Below are 24664 nucleotides of genomic sequence, written 5' to 3'. Positions count from 1 at the left end.
GTATTCATCACAGCGGCACGCGTTGAACGCGTGCTCAATCAAAGGTTGTTCAGTCATGGCACGTCTTAAGGTTTTATACGGTTTCCACGCAGTGACCGCGCGCATCCGCCACGATGCGTCGACGGTCGAAGATGTCTATTACGACGCGACGCGCAAAGACCGTCGCATGACCGAATTCCTGCATTCTGCAAAAGAAGCCGGCGTCCGTCTGATCGCCGCCGACGAAACGCGTCTATGGGGTCTCGCTCACACCGAGCGTCACCAGGGCGTGGTGGCCCGCGCGGGCGACATGCCGCTCGCGCAGAACCTGGCGGAACTGCTCGACGGAATCAACGGTTCGCCACTCATTCTGGTGCTCGACGGCGTGACCGATCCGCACAATCTCGGCGCCTGCCTGCGCGTGGCCGATGCCGCCGGCGCACACGCGGTGATCGCGCCGCGCGATCGCGCGGTCGGTTTGAATGCGACCGCAGCGAAGGTGGCGAGTGGCGCGGCCGACACCGTGCCGTACATCACGGTCACCAATCTGGCGCGGGCGCTGCGCGAACTGAAGGACGCTGGCGTGTGGGTCGTCGGCACGGCGGGTGAAGCGACCAAAAGCCTCTACGACACCGAGCTCGACGGGCCGGTCGCGCTCGTGATGGGCGCCGAAGGCGAGGGCATGCGCCGTCTCACCCGTGACACTTGCGATGTCGTCATGCAGATTCCGATGGCGGGCACGGTCGAGAGCCTGAACGTCTCGGTGGCGAGCGGTGTGTGTCTGTTCGAAGCGGTGCGGCAGCGGGCGGTGAAGAAGTGATCCCCCGGCGCGGGGGTGCCACTGCGCGCGTCTCACTCCGGTAAACTAGTGGTTTCCACTGCTCGCCAGCCTTTCCCATGACTCAAGACGAACTCAAACAACTGGTCGGCCAGGCCGCCGCCGACTACGTCAGTGCTACCGTGCCTGACGGCGCAGTGATCGGCGTCGGCACCGGCTCCACCGCGAACTGCTTCATCGACGCGCTCGCCGCCAACAAGGCACGCTATCGCGGCGCGGTGTCGAGTTCGCTCGCCACCACGGCGCGTTTGCAGTCGCACGGCATCAAGGTGTTCGACCTCAACGAAATTGATTCGCTGCCCGTCTACGTGGACGGCGCCGACGAGATCGACCGCAGCGGCGCGATGATCAAGGGCGGCGGTGGCGCGCTCACGCGTGAGAAGATCGTCGCGTCGGTGTCGGACGTGTTCGTCTGCATCGCGGACGCGAGCAAGCTGGTCGACACGCTCGGCAACTTCCCGCTGCCTATCGAGGTGGTGCCGATGGCGCGCACCGCGATCGGCCGCCGTGTCACCGCGCTCGGTGGTGTGCCAGTGGTGCGCGTGACCCAGGAGGGTTCGCCGTTCATCACCGACAATGGCAACGAGATCATCGACGTGAAGGGTTTGCGTATCAGCGATCCGCGCACGCTCGAGATGCACGTCAACGCATGGCCCGGGGTGGTCACGGTCGGCCTGTTCGCGGGCCGTGGCGCGGATTTGTGTCTGCTCGGCACGGACTCCGGCGTAGAAACGATCGAGTACCGCAAGGATTGAGCCGCATGCGTTGAACCCGCGCGCGAGTCGCCGTGAGGGCTTGCGCGCGCTTCGTCTCGATTGCCGCTGCGTGTCATACCTGTCGAGTCGATGCGTGGCGTGGCGGTCCGGCACGCAAGGCGGGATCGCGTCGACCCACCCGGCGTCGCTCGGCGTCACCCCGCGTCACTCGGCGTCGCTCGGCGCCCGCACATTCACCTGATTGATGATCACCGGCCAAACGGCCCGGCTTCGATCGACCTGCGCACAGCGCATTCACTGCTTTTATCGGTTGTGCGCATGCCGTTGCAAAGCGGTCACGCGCACGCCATCCGCGATGCTCGCGCGCTCGCGCCCGCTACGCCAATCACCCAGGCCAGGCATCCGGGCGCCGCTCACCTCGGGCGAACGAAAAGCCGCAATTATTCGCGCACTGTCAGATGTCCAATGTGGGCACGCGCACGCACGGCGAGGAATGTGGCACATACACTCGTTGTTGAGCCCCAGAGGCGTTCCGACAGGCAGGGAGATCATGAGAGTGGCGATCGTGCACGACTGGCTCGACGCACCCGGCGGTGCGGAGAAGGTGCTCGCGCAGATCGTCGAATGCTTTCCCGAAGCGGACCTCTTCAGCGTGGTCGACTTTCTCGAGGACCGCAAGCTGCTCGGCGGTCGGCCCGTCACCACGTCGTTCATTCAGAGCCTGCCGTTCGCGCGGCGGCGTTATCGCGCGTATCTGCCCTTGATGCCGCTCGCCATCGGACGCCTCGATTTATCCGAATACGATCTCGTCGTCTCCAGCTGTTCGGCGGTCGCCAAAGGTGTGCCCGTCAGACCGGGAAAAACGCATGTGAGTTACGTGCACGCGCCGCTGCGCTGCGCGTGGGATCAGCAACACGAATATCTGCGCGAAGCGGATTTGACGCGCGGACCGAGGTCGTGGGCGGCGCGCGCGATGCTGCACTACCTGCGCAACTGGGATGCGCAGTCGGCGCGCGGCGTCGACCGACTGATCGCGAATTCGCACTTCGGCGCGCGGCGTCTGATGAAAGCCTACGGGCGCGAAGCCGCGGTGATTCCGCCGCCGGTAGAGGTGCATCGCTTCGAGCCCCGCTCGGATAAGGACGACTTCTATCTGACGGTAGCACGCATGGTGCCGGCCAAACGCGTCGATCTGATCGTCGACGCGTTCAACGCAACGCCGCAGCGCAAGCTGATCGTGATCGGCGACGGGCCGCAGGCGGCCCCGCTTCGCGCCAAAGCCGCACCGAACGTGACCATTCTCGGCTACCAGCCGTTCGAGGTCTTGAAAGACTACCTGCAACGTGCGCGGGCTTTTGTCTGCGCGGAAGAAGACTTCGGCATCGTCCCGCTCGAAGCGCAAGCGTGCGGCACGCCGGTCATTGCGCTCGGCAAGGGCGTTGCGCTCGAAGCGGTGGTGCCGGTCGGCGAGACGCGCGCGACCGGCATCTATTTCGGAGCCCAAACGGTTGCGTCGATACTGGGCGCGATCGCCCGCTTTGAACGGTTGCGCGAGCATATCAGCCCAGCGGCCTGCCGCGCGAACGCCGAGCGTTTTGCGCCAGCGGTGTTCCGGCGCGCGTTCATGGCCGAGGTCACGCGGACGATCGCGGCGGCGGGCACGCGTCAACCGGTGCCGGCAGGGCAACGCAGCGGCGCCGTGTGGCAGCCCGAACTATTGGGCGAGCGAGAGAACCGGCATCCGGAAGCCGCGGGGGACGCCGACGCCCTCACGCCGCGTGCGTCCGACTTTTGAGCTGACGCGTTGCTCGGGGCCGCGGCGCAGGAACGGATTCGATTCATTGGCGCTTGTGAATGGCTCAATGCACGAACAAAAGGCTTTTCGTCGTATCGCAGTAGGCTGTAACGAGCCGTTCGGGTGCAGGCGTCCGGCCGGCTGTCGCTGTCGATTCGCTCCGTTCGGCCTCGCAGGTGGCGCGCGCAAGTTCGAAGCGCGGGCACGGGCGGGCAAGGACGAGGCGGGTCACGTCAACAATGCGTTGCTGGGTTTTAAAAAACAACGGGGCGTGCACAGTGGGCAATTTGCGTGGTGCCCGCTGGCGCTGGCTTGCCTCGCGTATGGCTATAACGACCTGAAGCAGATGTTCGCCGGCGAGGACTACGTGCCGCTTCAATCCAGGGTTTCCATGTGCGCGACACGCGGTCCTGGCTCATCGCGGCGATTCACTGCAACAGGCAGTCGTTATTCGTTCGTCGATTACTGACGCATGCGGAGTACGACCCTTGGACGAGGAAGAATCTAATCTCATGAACGCCGATCGCCTTCCGGGAGCTTTTCCCGATGTTGCTCAAACGTGGGCCATGCTGCGTAGCCAGTTGCCGATCAGACCCATTCGTAACGAAGAGGACTACCAGCAGATGGTGCGGGTAGCCAACACGCTCTCCGATCATCTGAGCGGTAATGGGGAGGATCCGCTTGCCGATCTGCACGCGATCGTCACGGATCTGATCGCACGCTGGGAAGCGCACAGCGTGGCGATTCCAAAAGCCGAGCCGCGCGAAGTGTTGCGGCATCTGCTCGCAACGCACGGGCTCAAGCAGAAAGATCTGATAGGTATCGCGTCGCCCACGGTGGTAAGCGATATTCTTGCGGGCCGCCGCTCGATCAGCAAGAAAGTCGCGAAAGCGTTGGCCTCGCGCTTTCATATCGACGTCAGCGCCTTTCTGTGAAAGTCGGGCAGCGCCAGGATCGTGCCGTGCCCAGCACGGCACGATGAGCTTGCGCGCACTGTTGATCGTTCAATCCGCGCCGGTGCCGGCGGCCTGCAACTAAGCCGTCGGCAGCCGGCGCTTCTCTGTCTGGCGCTGTTGCAATGGTGGGTTGATCGAGTAAGCGACGAACGGCACCGGCCGCCCGGGCTCGGGTATTCGTGCAGTGAGGCAAAGCTTGATCGACACGCTAAAGAAACCGGCGTCGGCAAGGAACAGGTATGTCACGCGTGGCGCCCCGATCGCCCGATCAGAATGCATTGCGCCCGACAAAGCCTTTGAAGATCGTGAGGAGCACGATTTTCATATCGAACCAGAACGACCAGTTGTCGATGTAGAACAGGTCGAACTTGACCCGTGCCTGCATCTTCTCCACCTTGGTGGTCGCTCCGCGATAGCCGTTCACCTGGGCCCAGCCGGTAATGCCGGGCTTGATGCGATAGCGGTGCATATAGCCATACACCTGGTCTTTATAGAGATCGTCATGCTCGACTGCGTGGGGGCGAGGCCCGACCACCGACATCTGTCCGAGCAGCACATTCAGGAATTGCGGCAGCTCGTCGAGGCTCGTGCGGCGCATGAAGCCGCCCAGCTTCGTCACGCGTGCGTCGTTGCGGGTGGCCTGGGTGATCTGACCGTGCGCTTCATGATGCACGCTCATCGAGCGGAACTTGTAGATGGCGAACGGCTGGCCGTCGACGCCCTTGCGCGTCTGGCGAAAAAATACCGGGCCGCGCGAACCGAGCTTGATGCCGATTGCGAGCACGATCAACACCGGTGCGAGCGCGAGCAGCGCCAGCGCCGCGAACAGGCGGTCGAACATCAGCTTCGCCCACATCTGCGGCGGCGAGATGGGCGTCGCGCTCAGGTTGAGCGTGGGCAAACCGACCACGTCCACCGGCGCCTGCCGGAATAGGGAGAGGCTGCGCACGTCCGGAATGAAGCGCAAGTTCACGAAGTCGTGTCTGAAGGTGCGCGTGAAGCGGTACAGCGTATGCTCCTCGGAAAGGGGCAGCGCGAGCCACACTTCGTTCACGCGCTCGTCGCGCACCTTGTCGGCGAACGCGTCCAGATCGGTCAGCACCGGCAGGCGGCCAAGACGCGGGCCATACGCGCCCGCGCCTTCGACGCTGGTGTCGAACACGCAGACCGGTTTGAAGCCGGCTTGCGGCGCATGTTCGAGGTGGGCGAGCAGGGTGCGCGAAAACCCGGGCGCTCCGACGATCGCGACCGTGCGCATGTTGATCCCGTGGCTTCGCACGCTGCGCAGCACGACGTGCATCGCGCATCGCGTCGCGACGATCAGCGCACCCGAGGTCAGCGTCGAATAGCCGAACCATAGACGCGACACCGCATCCACCCGGTGCAGCGTGAACGCCAGTACCAGGCCGGCGGCGACCACGACCATCCACGCCGCGGCGATTCTCGCCAACACTGGAGCCAACGCTTTGCCGCGCCAGCTCTCATACACGCCGAAGCCAGGAAACAGCAGCAGCACGAGCACGCAGTTGAAGGCGATCAGAAGACACTGCGTGTCCGACAACGGCACAGGCGCGGCGTAGCGCAGCCAGTGAGCAAGCAGCCCTCCCGCAATCACGAAGAGTGCGTCGAGACAACGCGCAGTATTCCTGAACATATTTCGGTTTTCTTCACAGGTCGAACGGTGCAGCGTTTATTCGACGGCTTCGGCCTGGCGCAGGCGCGGCAGCAGACGGTCGAACTCACGCTTGACGAGGCCGTAGCATTCGCATGCGCGCGCTTCGAGGCCCTTGCGGTCCAGCACCTTGATGTGCCCACGGCTGTGGTGGATCAGGCCTTCGTCGTGCAGTTTGCCGGCGGCTTCGGTAATGCCTTCGCGGCGCACGCCGAGCATGTCGGCGATCAGTTGCTGCGTCACCGTCAGATCGTTCGACGCAACGCGATCCACCTCGATCAGCAGCCAGCGGCACAGTTGTTTGTTCAGCGCGTGGTGACGATTGCAGGCCGCGGTTTGCGCGACTTGCGTGAGCAGGGCGTGCATATACAGCAGCATCAGGCGGCGCAGGAAATCCGAGCGGGCGAATTGCTGCTTGAGCGCTTGGGCGCTCATCCGGTACGCGAAGCCGGCGCATTGCACCTGCACGCGGTTCGGCATGGTTTCGCCGCCGGTAAGGACCGGTACGCCGGTCATGCCTTCGCGGCCCACAGCGGCGATTTCGACGGAGCTGCCGTCTTCCATCGTGGAGAGCATCGAGATGATGGCCGTGGTCGGGAAGTAGACGTGATGAATGCGTTGGCCGGAATCGCACAGCAACTGCTCGGTGCGCAGATGAACCAGTTCGAGGTGGGGAGCTAGCGCTTGCCATTCGTGCGACGGCAATGCGCCGAGCAAATGGTTACCGTGCAGATCTGATTGAAGTGTCAACATGATCGGTCCTCGCGTGAAAGCCGCGGTGTGGCGACTTTCTGTTTTTGATCCGGTGCCTGCATCCAGTGAGAACCACATGCTGCCCGGCGAGCAGCGCAGGATGAACAGGACCGGCCCCGTATTGGCCTTGCGTCACCGGCATTCTTTTAAAACTCGATGGGGCGGCGCCGTGCTGCGCAGGGATATTAGCGAGGAGCGTGCCAATGGCAGGCAAAGCGAGCCCGGGTGCGGCGCAGCGAATCGCCGGCGGCCAACGGGTCGCGCAAGAGGAGTCTTTTTGTTTCACTTCTGCACAACGCCTCGCCTGGAGGGGTGTCCTGCGCCGCCCCGGGCGAAACGATGCCACGCATTGATGGCATTGGGTTTGCAGCTAGTTTCGGCGATTCGCCTGCAGTTGTCTGAGGGTTGCGAGGCCCTTCCAGTGCTCGTCGTAATGCGATGTCCGGGATGTGCCGGAATTGATTCAGAAGTGTTCAATGGGCTGCGTTCGCTGCCGTACGGTTCGCGTTTTTGGAGGGCAGGGAGTCGTACGAGAACCAACAGTGATGCCGGCAAACAGACATATGCACGCGCGTAGCGTGAGATTTTTCGCCGCTGGCGAAGGACCGCCTAGCTCAGCGGAACGCTCAGCCGTAGAACGTGGCGGATATCGCATTGATTGCGCGCACTTCACCCGAGGGTGCCGCACATGTTGCATCATCTTTGCATGCGAAGTTGGCTGCGCGCGCAACCATTGTTTGCGGCGAGGCGAAGGGGGCCGTCGCGATGAGCGGCACGATGCGAGGGCGGTTAGGCGCGAGGTGAAACCAGTCGTGCGCGGCCCGATAGTGCGGGTCGACGATGTGGACGAAGCGCGCAAAGCGCTGCGCTTCGACGACGAGGCGCCAGCCGTCAGCCGTGTGCTCGACGGCCACCGTGAGGCCGAGATCCCGACGCTCGTGCACCCGCCGATCAGGCAGGTGAAATGCTTCCGACAACATCGCGCCGCTCGCCGCATCGCGCAGTGTTGCAATTGTGACGTCGTGCGCGCGCGGGCCGAAACGGTAGGCATGCGTGAAGTCGAAGAACTGGCCTAGGCATGCGGCCGCACTGACGCGTTGCACGCTGTGCGGCTGCAGCTCGACCGGGCAGTTCGCGCTGGCAACGCATACCTTGCCGTCGCGCAGGCAGAGCAGTTCCAGTTGCGCGCTAAACGTTTGCGCTCGCTCGTTGATCAGATGAACGTCGAGGCCGTTGAGCCCTTCGTCGGTGATGACCACCTGTACCGGTTGCAACGTTTGCGACAGCCCGTGTAGCGCGCTTTTGGGCCGTCCTGTGGCATCGATCACGCCCCATCCCGCGCCGCAGCGCAGATCCTGCAACTGCCAGACGAGCGCGCCGCCGCAGTGGGACTCCGCACGCCGCCATTCGGCGAAGACCTCGCTCATCAGTTCCGCCACCACGGCGCGCGACAGATCCAGATAGCGCTCATTGTCTTCGTAACGCAGCCGCGCAGCGTCGACACCGTAGCACGTGTGCAGATAGTGGTCGCGCACGTCGTCGAAATCCCAGCCCGCGCCAGGGTCGCGCGGCACGGCGGCCTTCCAGCGCGGATCGTGCGGGTTTCGCGTGCCGAGCGCGTCGCGCAAGGTCGCGTCGTCGGGCACGTTGGCGAATGCGAGGCATTCCGCGGCGAAGCGCACCCTTGCGCGGCGCACGTCGTCGAGCGAACGCTGATAGGCGCCCACGCCATAGTAGTGGGTGATGCCTTCGTCGGTGGAAAACGGCCACGGGCCGCCCGACGGCGAGTTGCCGACATAGGGCAGGTCCGGCCGTTCGCGCGCGACGATTGCCGGCAGGTGTGCCGTGAACACGTCTTGTGCGCGCCCTGCTGGCGGCAGGCCGAACATCGCGGCCTGCTGGTCGGCTTCGCTGCCGCCGCACAGCACCGCGAGCGCTGCGAAGCGCCGCGTGCGGATCAGAAACTGGCTCGCTTCACGCTCGATCGACGTTCTGAATGCGGCATCGTTCGGATAGTCGAAGTTGGCCAGCGCGAAGTCTTGCCACACGAGAATCCCGTATTCGTCGGCGAGTGCGTAAAACGCGTCCGACTCGTACACCATCGTCCCGCCTACGCGCAGCATGTTCATGCCCGCGTCGCGAGCCAGCGCAAACGTATGCCGTAGTTGTGCATCGGTGCCGGCGAGCGTGACGAGGTCCGCACTGCTCCAGCATGCGCCGCGGCAAAACACCGGTACGCCGTTCACGCGCAACGCGAAACCGGCGCCGTCGGCGCCGCGTTCCACCTCGATGCTGCGAAAGCCGATCGGACCGAGCGCGTGACGCGTTGCACAGCCGTCATCCAATTGCAACGTGACAGGATATAAAGTGGGGGTTCCGTGCGTGTGTGGCCACCAGCGTCGTGGGTCAGCTACGCGCACGCTGCCGCTGAGTGTGTGGGCATCGCTCCACTTCAATGACGATATAGCCGCGCCGCATTCGAGCGTTGCGCGGCAGGCGGCAGGGTCGTGCGGATTCACGAAACGTAACGTCAGCGAAACGACGCCGTCGTTGCCTTCCATCCGGCTCATCAGATCGACGGTATCGAACGCGTGCGGCGTGCTGCCTAGCAATTCGACAGGGCGCCATGGGCCGACTGCCTGGATCGAGGGGCACCAGCCGGGCATGTAGCCGAGCAGCGTGGTGCGCACGTTGCGCAAGGTGGGCGGCGACACGAGCCGTGGCCGCCAGCGCGCGCGCGCACGCTTCTGCGTCAATGCAGGGGTCAACGAGCGAAAGCGGAGCGCGAGCGTGGTCGTGCCATTGAGTTCGATGTCCAGATCATGTGCGATGAACATCGAATCGGATTCCAGTCGCCTCACGCCGTCGAGCCACACTTCGGATAGGGTCGCGAGTCCGTGCAGGCGCAAGCGGCGTTTGCCGACACCGGACAGCGTGATGCGATACCAGTGATCGTCGAACGCGAGCGGGGGCGGATCGTTGATGTCGAGCTGGGCCGCCGCGCGGCGTGCACCAGCCACCGTGCCCGGTACCTGCGCTTCGAGCCAGCCGTGCGCCGGTAAATCCAGTGGCGATTCGAAGGCGCCCGCTGGCGTGCTGAGACATTGCCAGCCGATCTCGAGCCGCTGCGGCCAAAGCGATTCAGGCGTGCTGTCCACGCTGGCGGCGTTCACGTCCGTATCGTCCGGCGGGTCTGTCGGCGCGGTCTGCACGTCCTGACGGGCGATGGTCGCAGCCGCAAGCCGGCCGCTGCCGTCGCCACCTTCGTCGGCGGCCGGCTCCAGCATCAGTGCATCCACGGCGAACTCCCGACTAGCGGACGCTGTGCGAAACGCGTGTCAGCACACCAGCGCGGCGAGCGGCGGCAGCGTGTTTTCATAAGCGCTTTCGAGTACGTCGAAGCAATCTTCACAGGTGTCGCGTCGGCCGCGCGCGATGGCCCGCACGAGCCGGAACTGCATCACCATCGACTCCGCCGCGATACGCTGCGCGCAATCGGTGATCGACTGCGGAATGCCGAAACCCTGGCTCGAGAGCCACTGCAGATACCTCGACAGAAGCTCGAAGTTCGCGCCGAGCTGACGCATCAGGTTGAACGAATACGGGTGGAAGAACGCTTCGCCGCGCTCGAGCAGCATGTCGAGGTGCGCGGGAAACGCGGCACGCCATTGCGACACCGGATTGCCGAGCGGGCGGCGCAGCAGGTGCGCGCACAGCAGTTCCGCCGACGCATCCGCGAGCGCGGTGCCCTCCAGCGCGGGCCGCGCCTGCTTGACGAATTCCACGTACGGAAACAGCAGGTCGGGTTGCTGCGCGAACTGCGCCAGCTTGCGGAACACGCCGTCGTAGTCGTCGCCGTCGAGGCGGTGATAGCCGGTGTTGTGAAAGTAGCCGAGGCGGCGTGCGTCAGGATCGATGAAGTCGATGCCGATGGTGGTCTTCGGATGCTCGCGGCGATACGAGGTGGCGCGCGTATCCGGCAGGTAATAGCCGTCCACCTCGACCAGCACCGTGTGGCCCCGCAGAGTCTGTGCAAGCACCCGGGCTTCGAGCGAATCGTAGATAGCCAGTTCCTGCACCTGCGCGCCGTACAGCCGTTCGAGATCTTCGAGCGGAAACTTGAAGAACGTGAACTGGTCGCCCTCGAAATCCTGCGTGACGGTGAAAGCGAGCGCCGCGCGCGGATCGAGCCCGAAGCCGTGCAGCAGTTCGATCCACAGATCGACGTAGCAGTTGGTCTCCTGCCACACGCGCTCGCCCCGGTGCAGCGCGTGCGGGACGTGCTCGCGCGAACGCGCGCAAACCGTGCCTTGAGCCGGCAGGCCACCGTCCAACGGCAACGCGCAAGGCGTACCGATAGCCGCGGTGATCGAAGACGGGTTCATGCGCCGGTTCCTGTACGTTGCGTCGCGTGGATTTGCTGCATGCCCTGTGCAACGCGTGCTTCGGTGTCGCCCCAGAGCAGCGCGCGCACGTCGTCCGGCCAGCGGTTCACGTCGAGCCCGTGATGGCGCAACAGCGCGAGCGTGATGCGCTCCATGCCGAAGCCGACACAGCCCGTGTGCGCCACCGAGCCGTCCTGACACGCGATCTTCCAGATCGCGCCGAAATGCTCCATGTGATAGTTGAACGACAGGCACGCCGTCTTGCCGCGCGGGTCCGCGACCGGGATCAGCAGCTCGAACTTCAGCGCCTGGGCACGCTGGCTGTCGGCAATGATCTTGCCGCCGCGCCCGAAGAACGGATCGTTGGCGAGCTCGACGTCGAGTGGCAACTGCAGCAGCGTCACCAGCAGCGAGCCGCGTTCTATCCACATCTGGCGGAATGCCATCACCTGTTCGGCGTTGCCCAGGCGCACGTATTCGCGCTGCCGGAACATCTGCATGCGGCCCGGGTCGAGCGACGGTTCGTGACGGAAGCAATACGACAACACGTCGATGGTGCAGCCGTCGGCGGGCAGCGCGCCGCGTCGGGCGATGACCGGATAGACCGGATAGCAGGCGGCGGGCGTGAGCACCACGCGCGTGGGTTTTTGCTGCGCCATCCATGCATCGCTGCGCGCGTCGCCGCTCTCGCACAGCGCATCGTCCAACGCGCGCAACAGGCGCTGGTGGCCCATGTCGTTGCCGCAGAACGAATGAATGGTGCCGGCCAGCGTCGGAAAGCTCTTCAGGTATTCGCTGTCCTCGAAATCGGTGCGACGCATGGCCGGCGGGAAGCGCAGCACTTCCGGCTGCTGGTCCGCGCCCAGATGCGTGATCGCCACGTTCAAACGGTCCACTACGTCTTCGAAAACCTGGCTGCGGCCATACAGGCCGTTTTCGCCGGTGTCGATCAGCAGGCCCGCGGCCAGCAACTCGTCGCGAAAGGCCGGTGCCGTGCAGGGCTCGGCCGCCGCACCGGCTGCGGCAGCGGTAGGTGTCGTGTTGTTCATTCAGGCTCTTCCCGGGGCGGCAGGGCGCTGTGCGAGCAGCAGGCTCGCTGTGTTTTGCGCGATGCGGTCGTTATTGATCATCAGCGGCGCTGAGTGCAGGTCGCGCAAGTGACGCCCGACGCTGTACGGCGTGCCGTTCTTGTAGCCTGCCATTCCGCAGATCATCAGCACTTCGTGGACGACCTGCAGCGCGGTGGTCGAGATGCTGGTTTTCAGCGTGTTCATGTCGGACGCAAAGCCGAGCTGCGCGGCGAGCGGCGCATCCGCTTGTGCGCCGCCGTGGCGGGGGAGGTGGGCCGTGCGCGTCGCTTCGAGCGCGACCGCCAGCCGCGCCTGCATCATCTGCAGCAGACCGACCGCTTCGGCAAGGCGCAACCCGGCGGGCGGCACCGAGCCGGGCTTCCCGCGAGCCTGGGCGCGAAAGAACGCCTTGGCGCGGTTCACCGCGTCGCCGGCGACGCCGGTCCACACGGCAGCCCACAGCGTGTGCGAGACGGGCAGCATGGTCTGGTCGGCGATCTCGGCGAACGGCGTCGCGAGGATCTGCTCGGCAAGTCCCGTCGCGACGAGCCGGAAGCCCTCGCTGCAAGTGCCGCGCATGCCCATCGCGTCCCAGCCGCCACGCTTTTCCAGCTGGATGTCGTCACGCAACGCGACGACCAGCACCTGGTCCGCGGCGGCCGACTCGGCCGTGCGGCGCGCGGTGATCAGGATGCCGTCCGCGTGCGCGCCATACGAAATGGTCGGTGCCAGCTTCTCGATGCGCAAGCGCGCGCCGTCGAGTTCGACCGAACATGCGCTCGTGCGCATGTTGCCGCCGATGGTTTCCTCCGAGGTGGCCGAAGCGAGCAGCCATTGATGCTCGACCAGCTGCCCGAGCAGATGCCGGTGCCAGGCCGACTCGCTGCCGTGGGCCTCGATGCACGCGACCTGGATCTGATGCATCGCGTACACCATCGCAGTGGACGCACAGCCTTGCGCGAGCGTCTCGCAAATGGCACCGACTTCCGCGAGCGACAGCCCCGCGCCGCCGAATGCCGCCGGCACCATCGCCGACAGCAGACGTTCGCGCTTGAGCGCATCGAATGCCTCGCTCGGGAAGCGCGCGTCGCGGTCCACTGCATCGGCGAATTGCGCGGCTACCGCACTGCAGCGATGCGCCGCGGCGCGCCAGCACGGCTTGGCATCGAGCGCGCTCAGCTGTACGGCCGCATCCGCGCCGTCGTGCGCCGGCGCTTCGCTGCGCGGCGCCGACGCGTCCATGAGCGGCGCGTTCATGCTGCTTTCGCCTGCTGCAATTCGACGATCGCAGCGGCCATCGAATCGATGCTCGAGAACAGGCGCCGCGTCAGAAGACGGTCGGGAATCTCGATGTCGAACGCTTCTTCGATGGCCAGCATCACATGCACCGTCGCAAGCGACGACAGACCCGCGGCGTAGAGATCGGCGTTGTCCGCGAGGCTATCGGGGGAAACATCGAGGCGGGCGGATTCGGAAAGGATGCGGCGCAATTCGTTCTTCATTTTGTGGTGCCCCTTGTGATCCATCAGTCTTCGAAAGGTCTTGACGAAAACCCGCTACAGGTGCGGTTTTTTTGTCGTTATCGCCCCGGTCCGCATCGCTGCGCTGTCGACGCATGTGACTGCGTCACGCCTACGGCTATCGTCTGCCATGTGCAGAGCGTCGCTGCGACGCCGTTCACCGGTAGGGCTATTTAAGAATCGTCAACCTCCAGCGTCGGTGCGATGGCGCACGGAAACTGCCGTTTCGCGGATGTACCGTGTAGCCATGACAGATGCGCCGCGTGCCGAGCGGGCCGTCGAGGGCGGCATGCAATGCCGGCCTCTGTTGAACCACTGATCGCTGAGGAACCGGATGAACTGGAAAACGCTGGAATTCGATCAGCTCTCGGCACGCGAGCTCTATGTGATCTTGCGGGCGCGCAGCGCGGTATTCGTGGTCGAACAGTCACACGTCTGCCTCGACGCCGATGGCCGTGATGAAAACGCGCTGCATGTGTTTGCGGCGGACGACATGGCGCGGCCTATGCCGATTCTCGCTTATGCGCGCGTGCAACCGGGCGACGCGGAAGATCCGGAGATCACCATCGACAAGGTGCTCACGAGTCCGATGCGGCGCGGCGACGGCACGGCCGAGATGCTGATCGAACGCGTGCTGGAAGCGATCGCGCAACGCTGGCCGGGGCGCGCCGTGCGCGTGAGCGCGCCGGTCGGCTTGCGCGGCTTCTATGAGCAGTTCGGCTTTCGCAAGACGGAAGGGCCGTTTCTCGAACACGGTGTGCCGTTCATCGGCTTCACGCGCCAGCTCCGCGCGAGTGAGCCGCGCTTCGGCTCGCGCCAGCGTGCGCGCACGACCGTGGTCGACACGTTCGAGCTGCTATAACGGCGCGCGCGAGCATCGCCCCGGTGTCATGCGCCGCAGCGCTGCGGCGCTTGCGCGGGCAGATGGGGCGAAGTGCGTGTGCGCAACCGCCGGCATGGCATCGCTCACATCAATGATTAGGATGACTGATCAAATCGGACCGCACACCCACGAGAAGCGCTCATGAATCGCATCGTAGAACCAGGCAATTCGCTCGATCCGAGCTCGAGCGCGAGTCTTCCGCAGGCGGTTGTGCGTGTGTCCGTGCAGCCGGCGCTTCTCGCGGGTAGCGCGGGCACGCGGCGCTGGCCGTCAGCGTGCGAGCGCGGTTCGCGACAACCGACCGGCCTGACGAGCGAAGAGTCGCTGCTCGAAGCGACGCTGGATCGCCTCGATGACGCATTCGTCGTGGCCGCGCACAACATGTCGCCAACTCATCCGCTCGCGACAGCGGCGCCGCTGGTGGTCTGCTGCGAAGCGCTGCGGTCGCAAGCGTTTGAGCGACACGTGCCGCGCCTAGTGGTCCAACCGAATTCGCGCAACAGCGCGCCTGCACTCACCGTGGCCGCACTCGCCGCGCGCGCGGCGGCCGCTTGCGGCGACGATCCGATCATCGTGGCGCTGCCGGCCGAGCATCTGATCGCCGATCACGCGGCGTTCGGCATCGCGCTCGCCGAGGCGTTCACGCACGCGGCGCACGGCGCAATCGTCGCTTTCGGCGTGCCGCCGGCGCGCGCGGCAACCGCATATGGCTACCTGCGCACGGGCACGGCGCTCGGCACGCGGGGCGCGCGCGCGATCGTCCGCTTCGTCGACAAGCCCGATGCGGAGCTCGCCGAACGTTATGTCGCTTGCGGTCAGTACTGGTGGAACAGCGGCATCTTCGTCGTGCGCGCGTCGGTGTGGCTGTCGACGATCGCGCTGTGCCGTCCGGTCATCGCCGCTGCGTGCGCCGACGCATTCAGGGATGCCCCGCAGGACAGCGACGGCGCGCTGCGCCTCGCGCGCGATGCATTCGCCTCGTGTCCGTCCGATTCGATCGACGATGCGCTAATGGAGCGCATTGCGACCGACGCACGTGTGGCCGGCGTGACGGTGCCGCTGCTCGCGGGCTGGTCGGACGCGAGCGAGCGCAACGCGGGGTGGGGCCCGTTCATCAGGCATGGCGCCCTTAACCTCGCGGACCTCGGTGTGGCGTTCGAGGGCGCCGGTGTGATCGCGCCCGCATCTTCGTGAAGCCCGGCGAGCGCCGTCGTTGCAGATGCAACCTTATCGTCGAGCGGCAAGACAGCCGTGGCGCACGGTGCGGTGCTCCCGGCGCGGGCGCGAGAGCCACGCTGCGGCATATACGGCCATATACCGCGACATACGGCGCGCGCGTTCACCACTCCGACATGCACCCCGACTGCTCGCGCTTTGCGCCGGTGCAACGGCAGGTGCGTGCAAATCAGACAATTTCATCGCGCTACGTGCGTATTCGCACTATGCAACCTTCGCAACGCAGGCACGCTTGACGCGCAAACATATGGCCCTTTAAAGCGCCGGCGTTACATCGAAGAAACAAATCTTCAGAGGGATAACCCTGTCAGGAAGTGTCCCAACTGGCGCAACCGTTTTGAAGCTAGCAACGTATCGTGATAGCACAGTTGCCGCACGACAAAACGACACGAAGGGCCACTCGATCAACAGGCTGCGCGGGGGAAACACCGCTTCGGGGAGTGTCATGGCACAGGCAAACAAAGAGCGATCGCTGGTGAGCAAAGTGATGGATGGGCTTGTCACCGGCATCGTCGAAGAAAAGTACGGCGCGATATTGCCGCCGCAGGACGTGCTGTCCAAAGAGTTCAACGTCAGCCGCACCGTGATGCGCGAGGCGCTGTCGATGCTGCTCGCGCGCGACATGCTGGACGTGCGGCCGAAGATCGGCACGCGCATTCGGCCGATGAGCGACTGGCGCATGATCGACGAGGACGTCGTGAACTGGCGTTTTCGTGCGAAGCCGGACCCCGTGTTTCTGCGCGACGTGATCGAATTTCGCATGCTGATCGAGCCGCACGCATCCGCCCAGGCGGCCGCGCGCGGCAGCGGCGCCGACATCGCCGCGATCCGCGACGCGTTCGACGCGTTTCGCGCGATCCGTCCGGGCGAGCCGGGCTATCAGGAAGCCGACGAGTTGTTCCACACCCGCATCGTGGTGGCGAGCGGCAATCAGTTTTTCAAGCAGATGGCCGCGATCGTGCGCGGCGCGCTGTCGACCGTCAACCCGCTCGTCGCCGACAAGAATGGTTTGTGGGAAACGGCGGTGAGTTCGCATCAGCGGGTGCTCGAAGCGATCGAACGGCGCGAGCCCAAAGAAGCGGAAATGGCCGCGCTGGCGATGATCGCCTACTCTGCCGAAGAAGTCGGCGGCAAATTTTCGGCTGAGCCGCCCACGCACGTCTGAACGCAGCCGCGCAGGCGGCCTGCCAATCATCGTTGCCTCGAAAGACAGCGCCCGAAGCAAGGCGCAAGCCGGGATTCGCGTCCACGTTCGGCATGCGCGACAATAGCGCCTCGTCTAATGCAGGACTCGAGGAAACGATGACAATCGCGACGCAGCAAAAGCCTCAGGGCGACGTGGTTCGCTGGGGGATCGTCGGCGCCGGGCGGATCGCCCGTCGCTTTGCCCAAGGCCTCGCGCACGTGCCGCAGGCGCGACTCGCCGCGCTCTGGTCGCGCCGCGCCGAACCGGCGCAGGCCTTCGCCGGGGAATTCGGCGGCGAGGCTTGCGCGAGTTTCGATGCGCTGCTCAGGCACGGTATCGACGCGCTCTACATCGCCACCGTCCAGGACAGTCATGCCGATTATGCGCTCGCCGCGCTGCAAGCCGGCTTGCATGTGCTGTGCGAAAAGCCCGCCACCATCAACCGCCCGCAACTCGAACGCGTGCTCGACGCGGCGCGCGCCGCGCAACGGCTCTTCATGGAAGCGATGAAGCCGCCGTTCTATCCGCTTTACAAAAAATTGCGCGAGCATCTCGCGGCCGACCCGATCGGCGACGTGGGTCTCGTGCGGGCGGGCTGTTCGGTGCCGGGCGTGCCGGATGATCATCCGTCGTTATCGTTCGAACACGCGGGCGGCGCGCTGCTCGATATCGGCATCTACGAGATATTCCTCGCCGTGGACTGGCTCGGCGCGCCGCGTGAAGTGCAGACGCTGGGACGGCTCGGCGTGACCGGCGTCGATACGTTTGCCAGCCTGAACAGCCAGCACGAGCGCGGTATTGCGCAGCTTTTCTGCGGGCTCGATCTGCATGGCAAAGGCGATGCATTGCTGATGGCCAAAGGCGGGCACGTGACGATTCACGAACCCTGGTGGAATCCGTCGCGCGCCACGATCCGCTACGCCGATGGGCGCGTGGTCGACCTCGACGAACCGTTCACTGGCGGCGGGCTGAACTATGAGACCGCGCACTTTTGCGAGCTGATCCGCGCGGGGCGACTGGAGAGCCCGCTGATGCCGCACAGCAAGTCGTTGCAGATGATCGCGATGGCCGACGCGGCGCGTGCGGCGTTGGGATTGAAATTCGCGGGCGAGTAACAACGCGAAAACGCAGACCGGCGAGCCACGGTGATACGATCTGCGCGGGCCCGCGAACGCGACTGCGAAGGTGAAAAACGCGGTTGCGGGGCACCGTTCATGTACCTTTTCACTGGAGCCGCACGTCATGCGCATGCTCAAAAAACTGTGGCGCGAGAACAAGAGCCTCGTCGCCTTTCTGTTCCTGATGGTGCTTTTTCGCAGCGCCGTGGCCGACTGGAACGTCGTGCCGAGCGGATCGATGCTGCCGACCATCCGCGAGGGCGACCGGATCTTCGTCGACAAGATGGCCTACGATCTGCGCGTGCCGTTCACGCATATCGCGATTGCGCATCTGCATGATCCGAAGCGCGGCGACATCGTCACGATCGACTCGTCGGCCGCGCACGAGCTGATCGTCAAGCGCCTGATCGGCTTGCCCGGCGACAGCGTCGCAATGCGCGAGAACGTGCTGTACGTGAACGGCGTGCGCGCCGCTTATCAGCCGCAGAATCGCGCGCCGCTGCCGGGCGACGCGCTGTCACGCGGCGATTACCTGACCGAGCGTTTCGACGGTGTCGCGCATTCGGTGCGGCTCGCGCCGGACGCGCCCAGTCCGCGCGATTCTTTCGGTCCGGTCATCGTGCCGCGAGGCGAGTATCTGATGCTCGGCGACAATCGCGACGACAGTGCCGATTCGCGCTACTTCGGCTTCTTTCCACGCGAGGAGCTGATGGGTCGCACGCGGCGCGTCGCGTACTCGCTCGATCCCGAGCATTTCTACCAGCCGCGCTTCGAGCGCTTCGGCGCGCCGCTGGATGCCGCGGCATCGCTCGCCGGCCGTTAGCGCGGGGCGGCAGGGCGGTCAGCGGCTGCCCAATCGGTCATGCTCAATGACGCGTGGGCAGCGCGAGGCGCCGTTCATACCAGCGCTGCGCCCATTCCAGCACCTGGCACAACACCCAGTACACCGCAGCGGCGGCCAGATAGAGCGGCAGCGGCTGATAGGTCGACGCGATGATTTCCTGCGCGCTGCGCAGCAGCTCGGTCACCGTGATCACCGACACCAGCGAGGTGTCCTTGATCAGGCTGATCAGGCTATTCGACAGGCTTGGCACGGCGATGCGCAACGCCTGCGGGGCGACCACGTAGCGCAGTGTCTGGCGGCGCGAAAGGCCGAGGCTATAGGCGGCCAGCCACTGCCCCGAAGGGATGCCGAGAATCGCGCCGCGCATGCTCTCCGACAGATAAGCCGCCACGTTCGCCGATAACGCGATCACGCCGGCCGGCGTGGGATCGAGCGAGATGCCGAAACTCGGCAGGCCGTAGTAGATCACGAAGATCTGCACCAGCAGCGGCGTGCCGCGCATCACGCTCACGTAAAAGCGCGCGATCCAGTTCAGCGCACGGCTGTGACTGATGCCCATCAACGCGAGCACCGCGCCGCCGATCAGGCCGAAGAACATCGACAGAACCGCGAACTTGACCGTCAGGACGGCACCCTGTACCAGCACAGGAAGCGATTGGACGAGCAGCGAAGTGATGGACATGTGGAGTGGTCTGGTTGGCGCGCAAAGCGCACATCATAAACTTTGGCGGGCGCTTCGGCGCGACTGCATGCGGGGAAGTGACCGCGCGCGCTGGGAATCGTCGGGCAGCGGGCGCGGTGCAACCGGCGACGCCCTCGCGACTCCGAACAAACGCGAAGGGCGGCATCGCCGACGATGCCGCCCTTCGTGTCATCCCGCAAGTCTCACTTGATCGGCTTGCTGACGTCGATGCCGAACCACTTTTCCGAGATCTTCGTGAACGTGCCGTCCGCTTCGAGCTGGGTCATCGCGTCGTCGATCGCCTTGGCGAACTTCGGATTGCCCTTCCTGAACGGAATGCCCGACGGGTTACCCGGGCCGACCGTCGCGCCGGTGCGCAGTGGCAACTGCGAGTTTTTCAGCAGGTAAGCGAGCATCAGGCGGTCGTTGAGCGCGGCGTCGAGGCGCCCGGCGGCGAGATCGCGCAGATATTCGGGCGCGCCTGGATACGTCTTCACGTCGATGCCAGGCACGGACTTCGCCATGTCCATGTAGTTCGTGCCCAGTCCGACGCCGAGCTTCTTGCCCTTCAGATCCTCCAGCGACTCGAACTGGCGGGAGTCGTCCTTGCGCTGGATCAACTGCGCGGCCGAATACGTGTAGGGCGGCGAGAAGTCGAGCACCTTCTTGCGCGCGTCGGTGATGCCGACCTGGTTGACGATCACGTCGAACTTGCCCGCCTGCAGGCCGGCGATGATGCCGCTCCACTCGGTCGTGATGAACTCGGGCTTCACGCCGAGTTTGGCCGCGACCGCCTTGGCGATGTCGACGTCATAGCCGACCAGTTCGCCCGACGGCGATTTGGAATCGAACGGCGGGAAGGTGCCTTCCAGGCCGATGCGCAGCGTGCCGCGTTGCTTGACCTGATCGAGCAGGTCTTCCGCGTGCGCGGCGACGGCGGTGAACGACGCGCCGATCAGACCGGCGACGAGGAGCTTTTTGAGCAAGCCGAATTTCATCGTGTTCCTTGTTATTCGTCTGAAGTTTTGACGGACGAGAGCTTAGCAAAGCAAGCTATCGAAGCTAAATACCGTTTGTTTATGTCTATATTATCCGCGCCGCGCGACAGGCGCCGTGGATCGGGCCGAGGGGGCGCCGGGCTCGGCCGCCCGCGGCGAGCGCTGCTGGCGCTTCGGGTGCCAGTGGGCGCGCGGCTTATCGGAGCGCCTGCGCGCATTCTGCCACCAGCGCCGGTCCACGGTAGATAAAGCCAGTATAAAGCTGCACCAGCGAGGCGCCGGCTGCCAGCTTCGCACGCGCATCGTCGCCCGAGAAAATGCCACCGACGCCGATGATCGGCACCGTTTCGCCGACTTCGGCGCGCAGCTTGCGGATCACCTCGTTCGACGCGTCGAACACGGGTTGGCCCGACAGGCCGCCGGCTTCGTCGCCGTGCTGCAGGCCGGCGACCGCGGTGCGCGAAAGCGTGGTGTTAGTGGCGATCACCCCTTCGAACCGATGGCGCAACAGCGTGCCGGCGATCGACCCGATCTGTTCGTCGTCGAGATCCGGCGCGATTTTCAGCGCGAGCGGCACGAGCTTGCCATGCAGGTCCGCCAGACGCTGCTGCTTGTCCTTGAGCGCCGCGAGCAGCGCGTCGAGCTCCCCGGCGCCTTGCAGCTGGCGCAGATTCTTCGTATTCGGCGAGGAGATGTTCACCGTCACGTAGCTCGCGAACGGGTACACGCGTTCGAGGCAGTACAGATAGTCTTCGGCGGCGCGCTCGATCGGCGTGTCGGCGTTTTTGCCGATGTTCAGCCCGAGAATGCCGCGATAGCGGGCCGCCTGCACGTTCTTCACGAACTGGTCGACACCCGCGTTGTTAAAGCCCATCCGGTTGATCACCGCGTTCGCCTGCGGCAGACGGAACATGCGCGGGCGCGGGTTGCCCGGCTGCGCGCGCGGCGTCACGGTACCGACTTCGATGAAGCCGAAGCCGAGCGCGGCCAGCCCGTCGATGCAGGCGCCGTCCTTGTCGAGTCCCGCCGCGAGCCCGACCGGGTTGCGGAATGTCAGCCCCATCACGGTGCGCGGCGCCTGCGGCACGTGCGGCGCGAGCATGCCGGCGAGGCCGGTGCGGCCGGCTGCGCCGAGCATCCGCAAGGTCAGATGATGAGCGTCTTCCGCGTCCATGCGAAAGAGTTGGGCGCGTACGAGCGGGTAGAGGGAACTGAACACGGGAGGAGGCCGGACGGCCGAAAAATGGGAACCCGCTATTTTACCGGCTTTGCCGCGTTAATGAGATTGATCCACGGATCCGGGAACGGCTGCGCCGGGGGCGGGATGCGGGACTGCGCGTGGGTGCGTGGGTGCGAAGGTGTGCTGGTGTGATTGTTGCGCTGCTGTGTCATGTGCCCGGTGCCATGTGCCCGGTGCCCGGTGCCGGGGTGTGCCGGGTGCCAAGTGCCTATGCCATGAGCCGCTGCGCTTACGGCCTAAGCGGCCCGCGCCTGCCGTGAATCGCCAGATCGGCCGACGGCGGGTCGACGCTGGCGGGATCGAGCAAGTGCCAAGCACCGTCGATCAACCCTTCGAGCGGACGGAAATTCGCTTTGTACGCCATTTTCGGACTCTCGCGGATCCAGTAGCCGAGATACACGTACGGCAGCTTCAGGCTGCGCGCCTGTTCGATCTGCCAGTAGATGTTGTAGGTACCGAAACTGGTGTGCGCGAGCGCGGGCTCGAAGAAGGTGTAGACGGACGACAGCCCGTCGCCGAGGATGTCGATCATGCTGATCATGCGCAGCATGCCGGGCAGATCAGGCCGATCCCGCAATGGCTCGCGGAATTCGACGAGGCGTGAGTTAATCCGGCTCTGCAGCAGGAACTGTTCGTACTGGTCGCGGCTGTCGCGGTCCATGCCGCCGCCCGCATGCCGCGCCGATTGATAACGCATGTAGAGCGCGTAATGCTCTTCGTCGTAATGGAGCGGCGCGACCGTGGCGATCAGTTCGCCGTGTTTCTTCCACACGCGCCGTTGCGTGCGGTTCGGCTCGAAGCGCTCGACCGGCACGCGCACCGGTACGCACGCGCGGCAGCCGTCGCAATACGGCCGATAGGTGAACACCCCGGAGCGCCGGAAGCCGGCCTTCACGAGGTCGGTGTAGACGTCCGAATTGATCAGGTGACTGGGCGTGGCGACCTGCGAGCGCGCGATGCGGCCATCCAGGTAACTGCAGGGATAGGGCGCCGTTGCATAAAATTGCAGCGCTGAAAGCGGAGAAAGAGGCAGCTCGTTGGGATGAGTCACGTTGGCAGCTCTCGAAGCGTCTCTGGTAATGCGAACCCGGCATGCCTTGCGGCTCGCGACCCGCGGCCCCGTGGGCGGCGGGCCCGGATTCGGCCTGATTCCTGTTACGCCGCCCGCGCGAGCACCTCGAGCAACGCGGTCTTGTCGAAGCCCCAGGGAATGGACGGTGCGTCGACCGACGCGCGAACATGCGCGATGAACGCCTTGCGCGCTATCTCGCGACCGCCCAGCGACGCCAGATGCGACGTGTTCTGCTGGCAGTCTATCATTTCTATTTTGTGGCGGCGCAAGTGGCCGACCAGCGCCGCCAGTGCGATTTTCGACGCGTCGGTGGCGTGCGCGAACATCGATTCGCCGAAGAACATCGTGCCGAACGACACACCGTACAAGCCGCCGACGCGCTTGCCCTCGTACCAGCTCTCGACGCTGTGCGCATCGCCCAGCCGATGCAGCGATGAATACGCCTCGACGACGTCCGCGGTGATCCATGTGCCGCGCTGTCCGCGTCGCGGCGCTTGCGCGCACGCGCGCATCACGCCGGCGAAGTCATGGTCGACGCGGATTTCCCAGGCGTCGTCGCGCAGCACGCGCTTGAGCGTCTTGCGCAGCGACGGCGATAGTTTGAATTCCGCGGGGCGCAGGATCATGCGCGGGTCGGGGCTCCACCACAAGACCGGCTGACCCTCCGAATACCACGGAAAGATGCCGCGCCGGTAGGCGTCGATCAGCCGTGACGGCAGCAGGTCGCCGCTCGCCGCGAGCAGGCCGGGCGCGCCGCTGGCCGCGCCGAGCGCGCGTTCGACGGGCGGAAACGGATCGTCGGGTCCGAGCCAGGGAACCATGCGGGCCGCTCAGCCTTCGCGCAGCGAGCGGAAGATGTCGCCCGTGTGCAGGCCGAAGCTGCCGGTGGCGCGGTCGGCGAAATAGAAACGCAGCGTCTGGCCGACGGTGGGAAAGGCGATCTCGTCCCACGGAATCTCGTGTTCCTCGAAGAGCTTGACTTCGAGACTTTCCTCGCCGGCGGCGATGTCGAGATCGAGCAACCGCGCCATATAGAAGATATGCACCTGATGCACGTGCGGCACGTTCAGCAGCGAGAAGAGATTTTGCACCTCGACGCGCGCGCCGGCTTCTTCCAGCGTTTCGCGCGACGCGGCCTCGGCCGTCGTCTCACCCATTTCCATGAACCCTGCGGGCAGCGTCCAGTAGCCGTAGCGCGGCTCGATCGCGCGACGGCACAGCAGCACCTTGTCGTCCCATACCGGGACGGTGCCGACGACGTTGCGCGGATTCTGATAGTGCACCGTGCCGCAGCTAACGCATACGAAGCGCTCGCGGTTGTCGCCCGGCGGAATGCTCAGACTGACGCCTTGACCGCAGACAGAACAGAATTTCATAGGATGGGGACGAGAAGGGGTGATGGGAGTTTATCACCGGGGCGGGCGGGGAGATGCGGGGGTTGGGGGGAATGGGTACATCATGCCGGCGGCAATGGACGCGCCGGCAATGCGGCTGCCACCCGCTCAACCGGTGACTGCCGCGATAGACCGCGCTCGCCGCTGTGCCATGCGATAGAGCGGAATACGTTTCCGATAACGCAATAACGGTTTGCCGCCGAGTGTAGTGGTCTAATTTCCTCGGACAGGTCGATAGGAGGACAATCCCTGAATCGACGAGGAAAAAGAGCAAGATGACAACAAGAAGGCGCCGGCAATTTGACGCCAGCTTCAAGCTGGAAGTAG

At 65.0% G+C, this 24664-nt stretch carries 23 protein-coding genes; 10 read left to right on the top strand and 13 right to left on the bottom strand.

Annotated features, from left to right (window positions below; all coding sequences use genetic code 11):
- Window positions 1-55: 55 nt before the first annotated feature.
- The 5 genes from rlmB (at window position 56) to ABQJ48_RS32140 (ending at window position 4263) form a co-directional block, all read left to right on the top strand.
- The gene (gene rlmB, locus ABQJ48_RS32160) at window positions 56-799 is read left to right on the top strand and encodes a 23S rRNA (guanosine(2251)-2'-O)-methyltransferase RlmB (RefSeq protein WP_121319478.1); all 744 of its coding nucleotides are present in this window, start codon (window positions 56-58) and stop codon (window positions 797-799) included.
- A 77-nt stretch (window positions 800-876) separates the two neighbouring features.
- Window positions 877-1572, top strand: a complete 696-nt coding sequence (rpiA, locus tag ABQJ48_RS32155; protein ID WP_367841975.1) for a ribose-5-phosphate isomerase RpiA — start codon at window positions 877-879, stop codon at window positions 1570-1572.
- Between the two features lie 511 nt (window positions 1573-2083).
- On the top strand, window positions 2084-3328 hold the full coding sequence (locus tag ABQJ48_RS32150; protein ID WP_367841974.1) for a glycosyltransferase: 1245 nt from the start codon (window positions 2084-2086) through the stop codon (window positions 3326-3328).
- Between the two features lie 393 nt (window positions 3329-3721).
- Window positions 3722-3844 (top strand): type II toxin-antitoxin system HigB family toxin, encoded by a 123-nt coding sequence (locus tag ABQJ48_RS32145; RefSeq protein ID WP_367841973.1) that lies wholly within the window; start codon window positions 3722-3724, stop codon window positions 3842-3844.
- Window positions 3841-4263 carry a helix-turn-helix domain-containing protein gene (locus tag ABQJ48_RS32140; protein WP_367841972.1) on the top strand — a complete coding sequence of 141 codons (423 nt, stop codon included), beginning with the start codon at window positions 3841-3843 and terminating at the stop codon, window positions 4261-4263. The genes ABQJ48_RS32145 and ABQJ48_RS32140 overlap by 4 nt, the downstream gene beginning before the upstream one ends.
- Window positions 4264-4552: 289 nt before the next feature.
- Here the strand turns inward: ABQJ48_RS32140 and ABQJ48_RS32135 are convergent, their stop codons facing one another.
- The 7 genes from ABQJ48_RS32135 to ABQJ48_RS32105 form a co-directional block, all read right to left on the bottom strand.
- Entirely contained in the window at window positions 4553-5938 is a 1386-nt protein-coding gene (locus ABQJ48_RS32135) for an undecaprenyl-phosphate glucose phosphotransferase (protein WP_367841971.1), read from the bottom strand.
- A 36-nt stretch (window positions 5939-5974) separates the two neighbouring features.
- Complete coding sequence (locus ABQJ48_RS32130) at window positions 5975-6709, bottom strand: Crp/Fnr family transcriptional regulator (protein ID WP_007182187.1); 735 nt, start codon at window positions 6707-6709, stop codon at window positions 5975-5977.
- Window positions 6710-7335: 626 nt separating this feature from the next.
- Window positions 7336-10008, bottom strand: coding sequence for a glycosyl hydrolase 2 galactose-binding domain-containing protein (locus ABQJ48_RS32125; protein WP_367841970.1), 2673 nt, complete (start codon window positions 10006-10008; stop codon window positions 7336-7338).
- 39 nt (window positions 10009-10047) lie between these two features.
- Window positions 10048-11094 carry a DUF1839 family protein gene (locus ABQJ48_RS32120; RefSeq protein ID WP_367841969.1) on the bottom strand — a complete coding sequence of 349 codons (1047 nt, stop codon included), beginning with the start codon at window positions 11092-11094 and terminating at the stop codon, window positions 10048-10050.
- Window positions 11091-12143 carry an amino acid--[acyl-carrier-protein] ligase gene (locus ABQJ48_RS32115; protein ID WP_367841968.1) on the bottom strand — a complete coding sequence of 351 codons (1053 nt, stop codon included), beginning with the start codon at window positions 12141-12143 and terminating at the stop codon, window positions 11091-11093. Before ABQJ48_RS32115 ends, ABQJ48_RS32120 begins: the two co-directional genes overlap by 4 nt.
- Window positions 12144-13421, bottom strand: a complete 1278-nt coding sequence (locus ABQJ48_RS32110; protein ID WP_367841967.1) for an acyl-CoA dehydrogenase family protein — start codon at window positions 13419-13421, stop codon at window positions 12144-12146.
- Complete coding sequence (locus tag ABQJ48_RS32105; protein ID WP_367841966.1) at window positions 13418-13666, bottom strand: acyl carrier protein; 249 nt, start codon at window positions 13664-13666, stop codon at window positions 13418-13420. Before ABQJ48_RS32105 ends, ABQJ48_RS32110 begins: the two co-directional genes overlap by 4 nt.
- Before the next feature lie 352 nt (window positions 13667-14018).
- Here ABQJ48_RS32105 and ABQJ48_RS32100 point away from each other — a divergent pair, with 352 nt between their 5' ends.
- The 5 genes from ABQJ48_RS32100 (at window position 14019) to lepB (ending at window position 18930) form a co-directional block, all read left to right on the top strand.
- The gene (locus tag ABQJ48_RS32100) at window positions 14019-14546 is read left to right on the top strand and encodes a GNAT family N-acetyltransferase (protein ID WP_367841965.1); all 528 of its coding nucleotides are present in this window, start codon (window positions 14019-14021) and stop codon (window positions 14544-14546) included.
- Window positions 14547-14708: 162 nt separating this feature from the next.
- A complete protein-coding gene (locus ABQJ48_RS32095; protein ID WP_367841964.1) occupies window positions 14709-15761 on the top strand; it encodes a sugar phosphate nucleotidyltransferase in 1053 nt (350 codons plus the stop codon).
- A 487-nt stretch (window positions 15762-16248) separates the two neighbouring features.
- Window positions 16249-16968 (top strand): FadR/GntR family transcriptional regulator, encoded by a 720-nt coding sequence (locus ABQJ48_RS32090; protein WP_367841963.1) that lies wholly within the window; start codon window positions 16249-16251, stop codon window positions 16966-16968.
- A 137-nt stretch (window positions 16969-17105) separates the two neighbouring features.
- A complete protein-coding gene (locus tag ABQJ48_RS32085; protein WP_367841962.1) occupies window positions 17106-18104 on the top strand; it encodes a Gfo/Idh/MocA family protein in 999 nt (332 codons plus the stop codon).
- A 127-nt stretch (window positions 18105-18231) separates the two neighbouring features.
- Window positions 18232-18930: a signal peptidase I gene (gene lepB / locus ABQJ48_RS32080; protein WP_367841961.1), complete on the top strand. Its 699-nt coding sequence runs from the start codon at window positions 18232-18234 to the stop codon at window positions 18928-18930.
- A 43-nt stretch (window positions 18931-18973) separates the two neighbouring features.
- Here the strand turns inward: lepB and ABQJ48_RS32075 are convergent, their stop codons facing one another.
- From ABQJ48_RS32075 to ABQJ48_RS32050, 6 genes are all read right to left on the bottom strand, one after another.
- Window positions 18974-19633, bottom strand: coding sequence for an amino acid ABC transporter permease (locus tag ABQJ48_RS32075; RefSeq protein ID WP_367841960.1), 660 nt, complete (start codon window positions 19631-19633; stop codon window positions 18974-18976).
- 203 nt (window positions 19634-19836) lie between these two features.
- Entirely contained in the window at window positions 19837-20631 is a 795-nt protein-coding gene (locus ABQJ48_RS32070; RefSeq protein WP_367841959.1) for a cystine ABC transporter substrate-binding protein, read from the bottom strand.
- A gap of 196 nt (window positions 20632-20827) precedes the next feature.
- Entirely contained in the window at window positions 20828-21850 is a 1023-nt protein-coding gene (locus ABQJ48_RS32065) for a quinone-dependent dihydroorotate dehydrogenase (protein ID WP_367841958.1), read from the bottom strand.
- A 250-nt stretch (window positions 21851-22100) separates the two neighbouring features.
- A complete protein-coding gene (locus ABQJ48_RS32060; protein WP_367841957.1) occupies window positions 22101-22922 on the bottom strand; it encodes an arginyltransferase in 822 nt (273 codons plus the stop codon).
- A 104-nt stretch (window positions 22923-23026) separates the two neighbouring features.
- A complete protein-coding gene (gene aat / locus ABQJ48_RS32055) occupies window positions 23027-23764 on the bottom strand; it encodes a leucyl/phenylalanyl-tRNA--protein transferase (protein ID WP_367841956.1) in 738 nt (245 codons plus the stop codon).
- Between the two features lie 9 nt (window positions 23765-23773).
- Window positions 23774-24319, bottom strand: a complete 546-nt coding sequence (locus ABQJ48_RS32050) for an NUDIX hydrolase (protein WP_367841955.1) — start codon at window positions 24317-24319, stop codon at window positions 23774-23776.
- Window positions 24320-24664 lie beyond the last annotated feature (345 nt).

Source organism: Paraburkholderia suaedae (assembly GCF_040812055.1).
GTDB lineage: Bacteria > Pseudomonadota > Gammaproteobacteria > Burkholderiales > Burkholderiaceae > Paraburkholderia.
The sequence above is the reverse complement of the archived record's forward strand: the minus strand, read 5'-3'. Positions and strand labels throughout refer to the sequence as shown.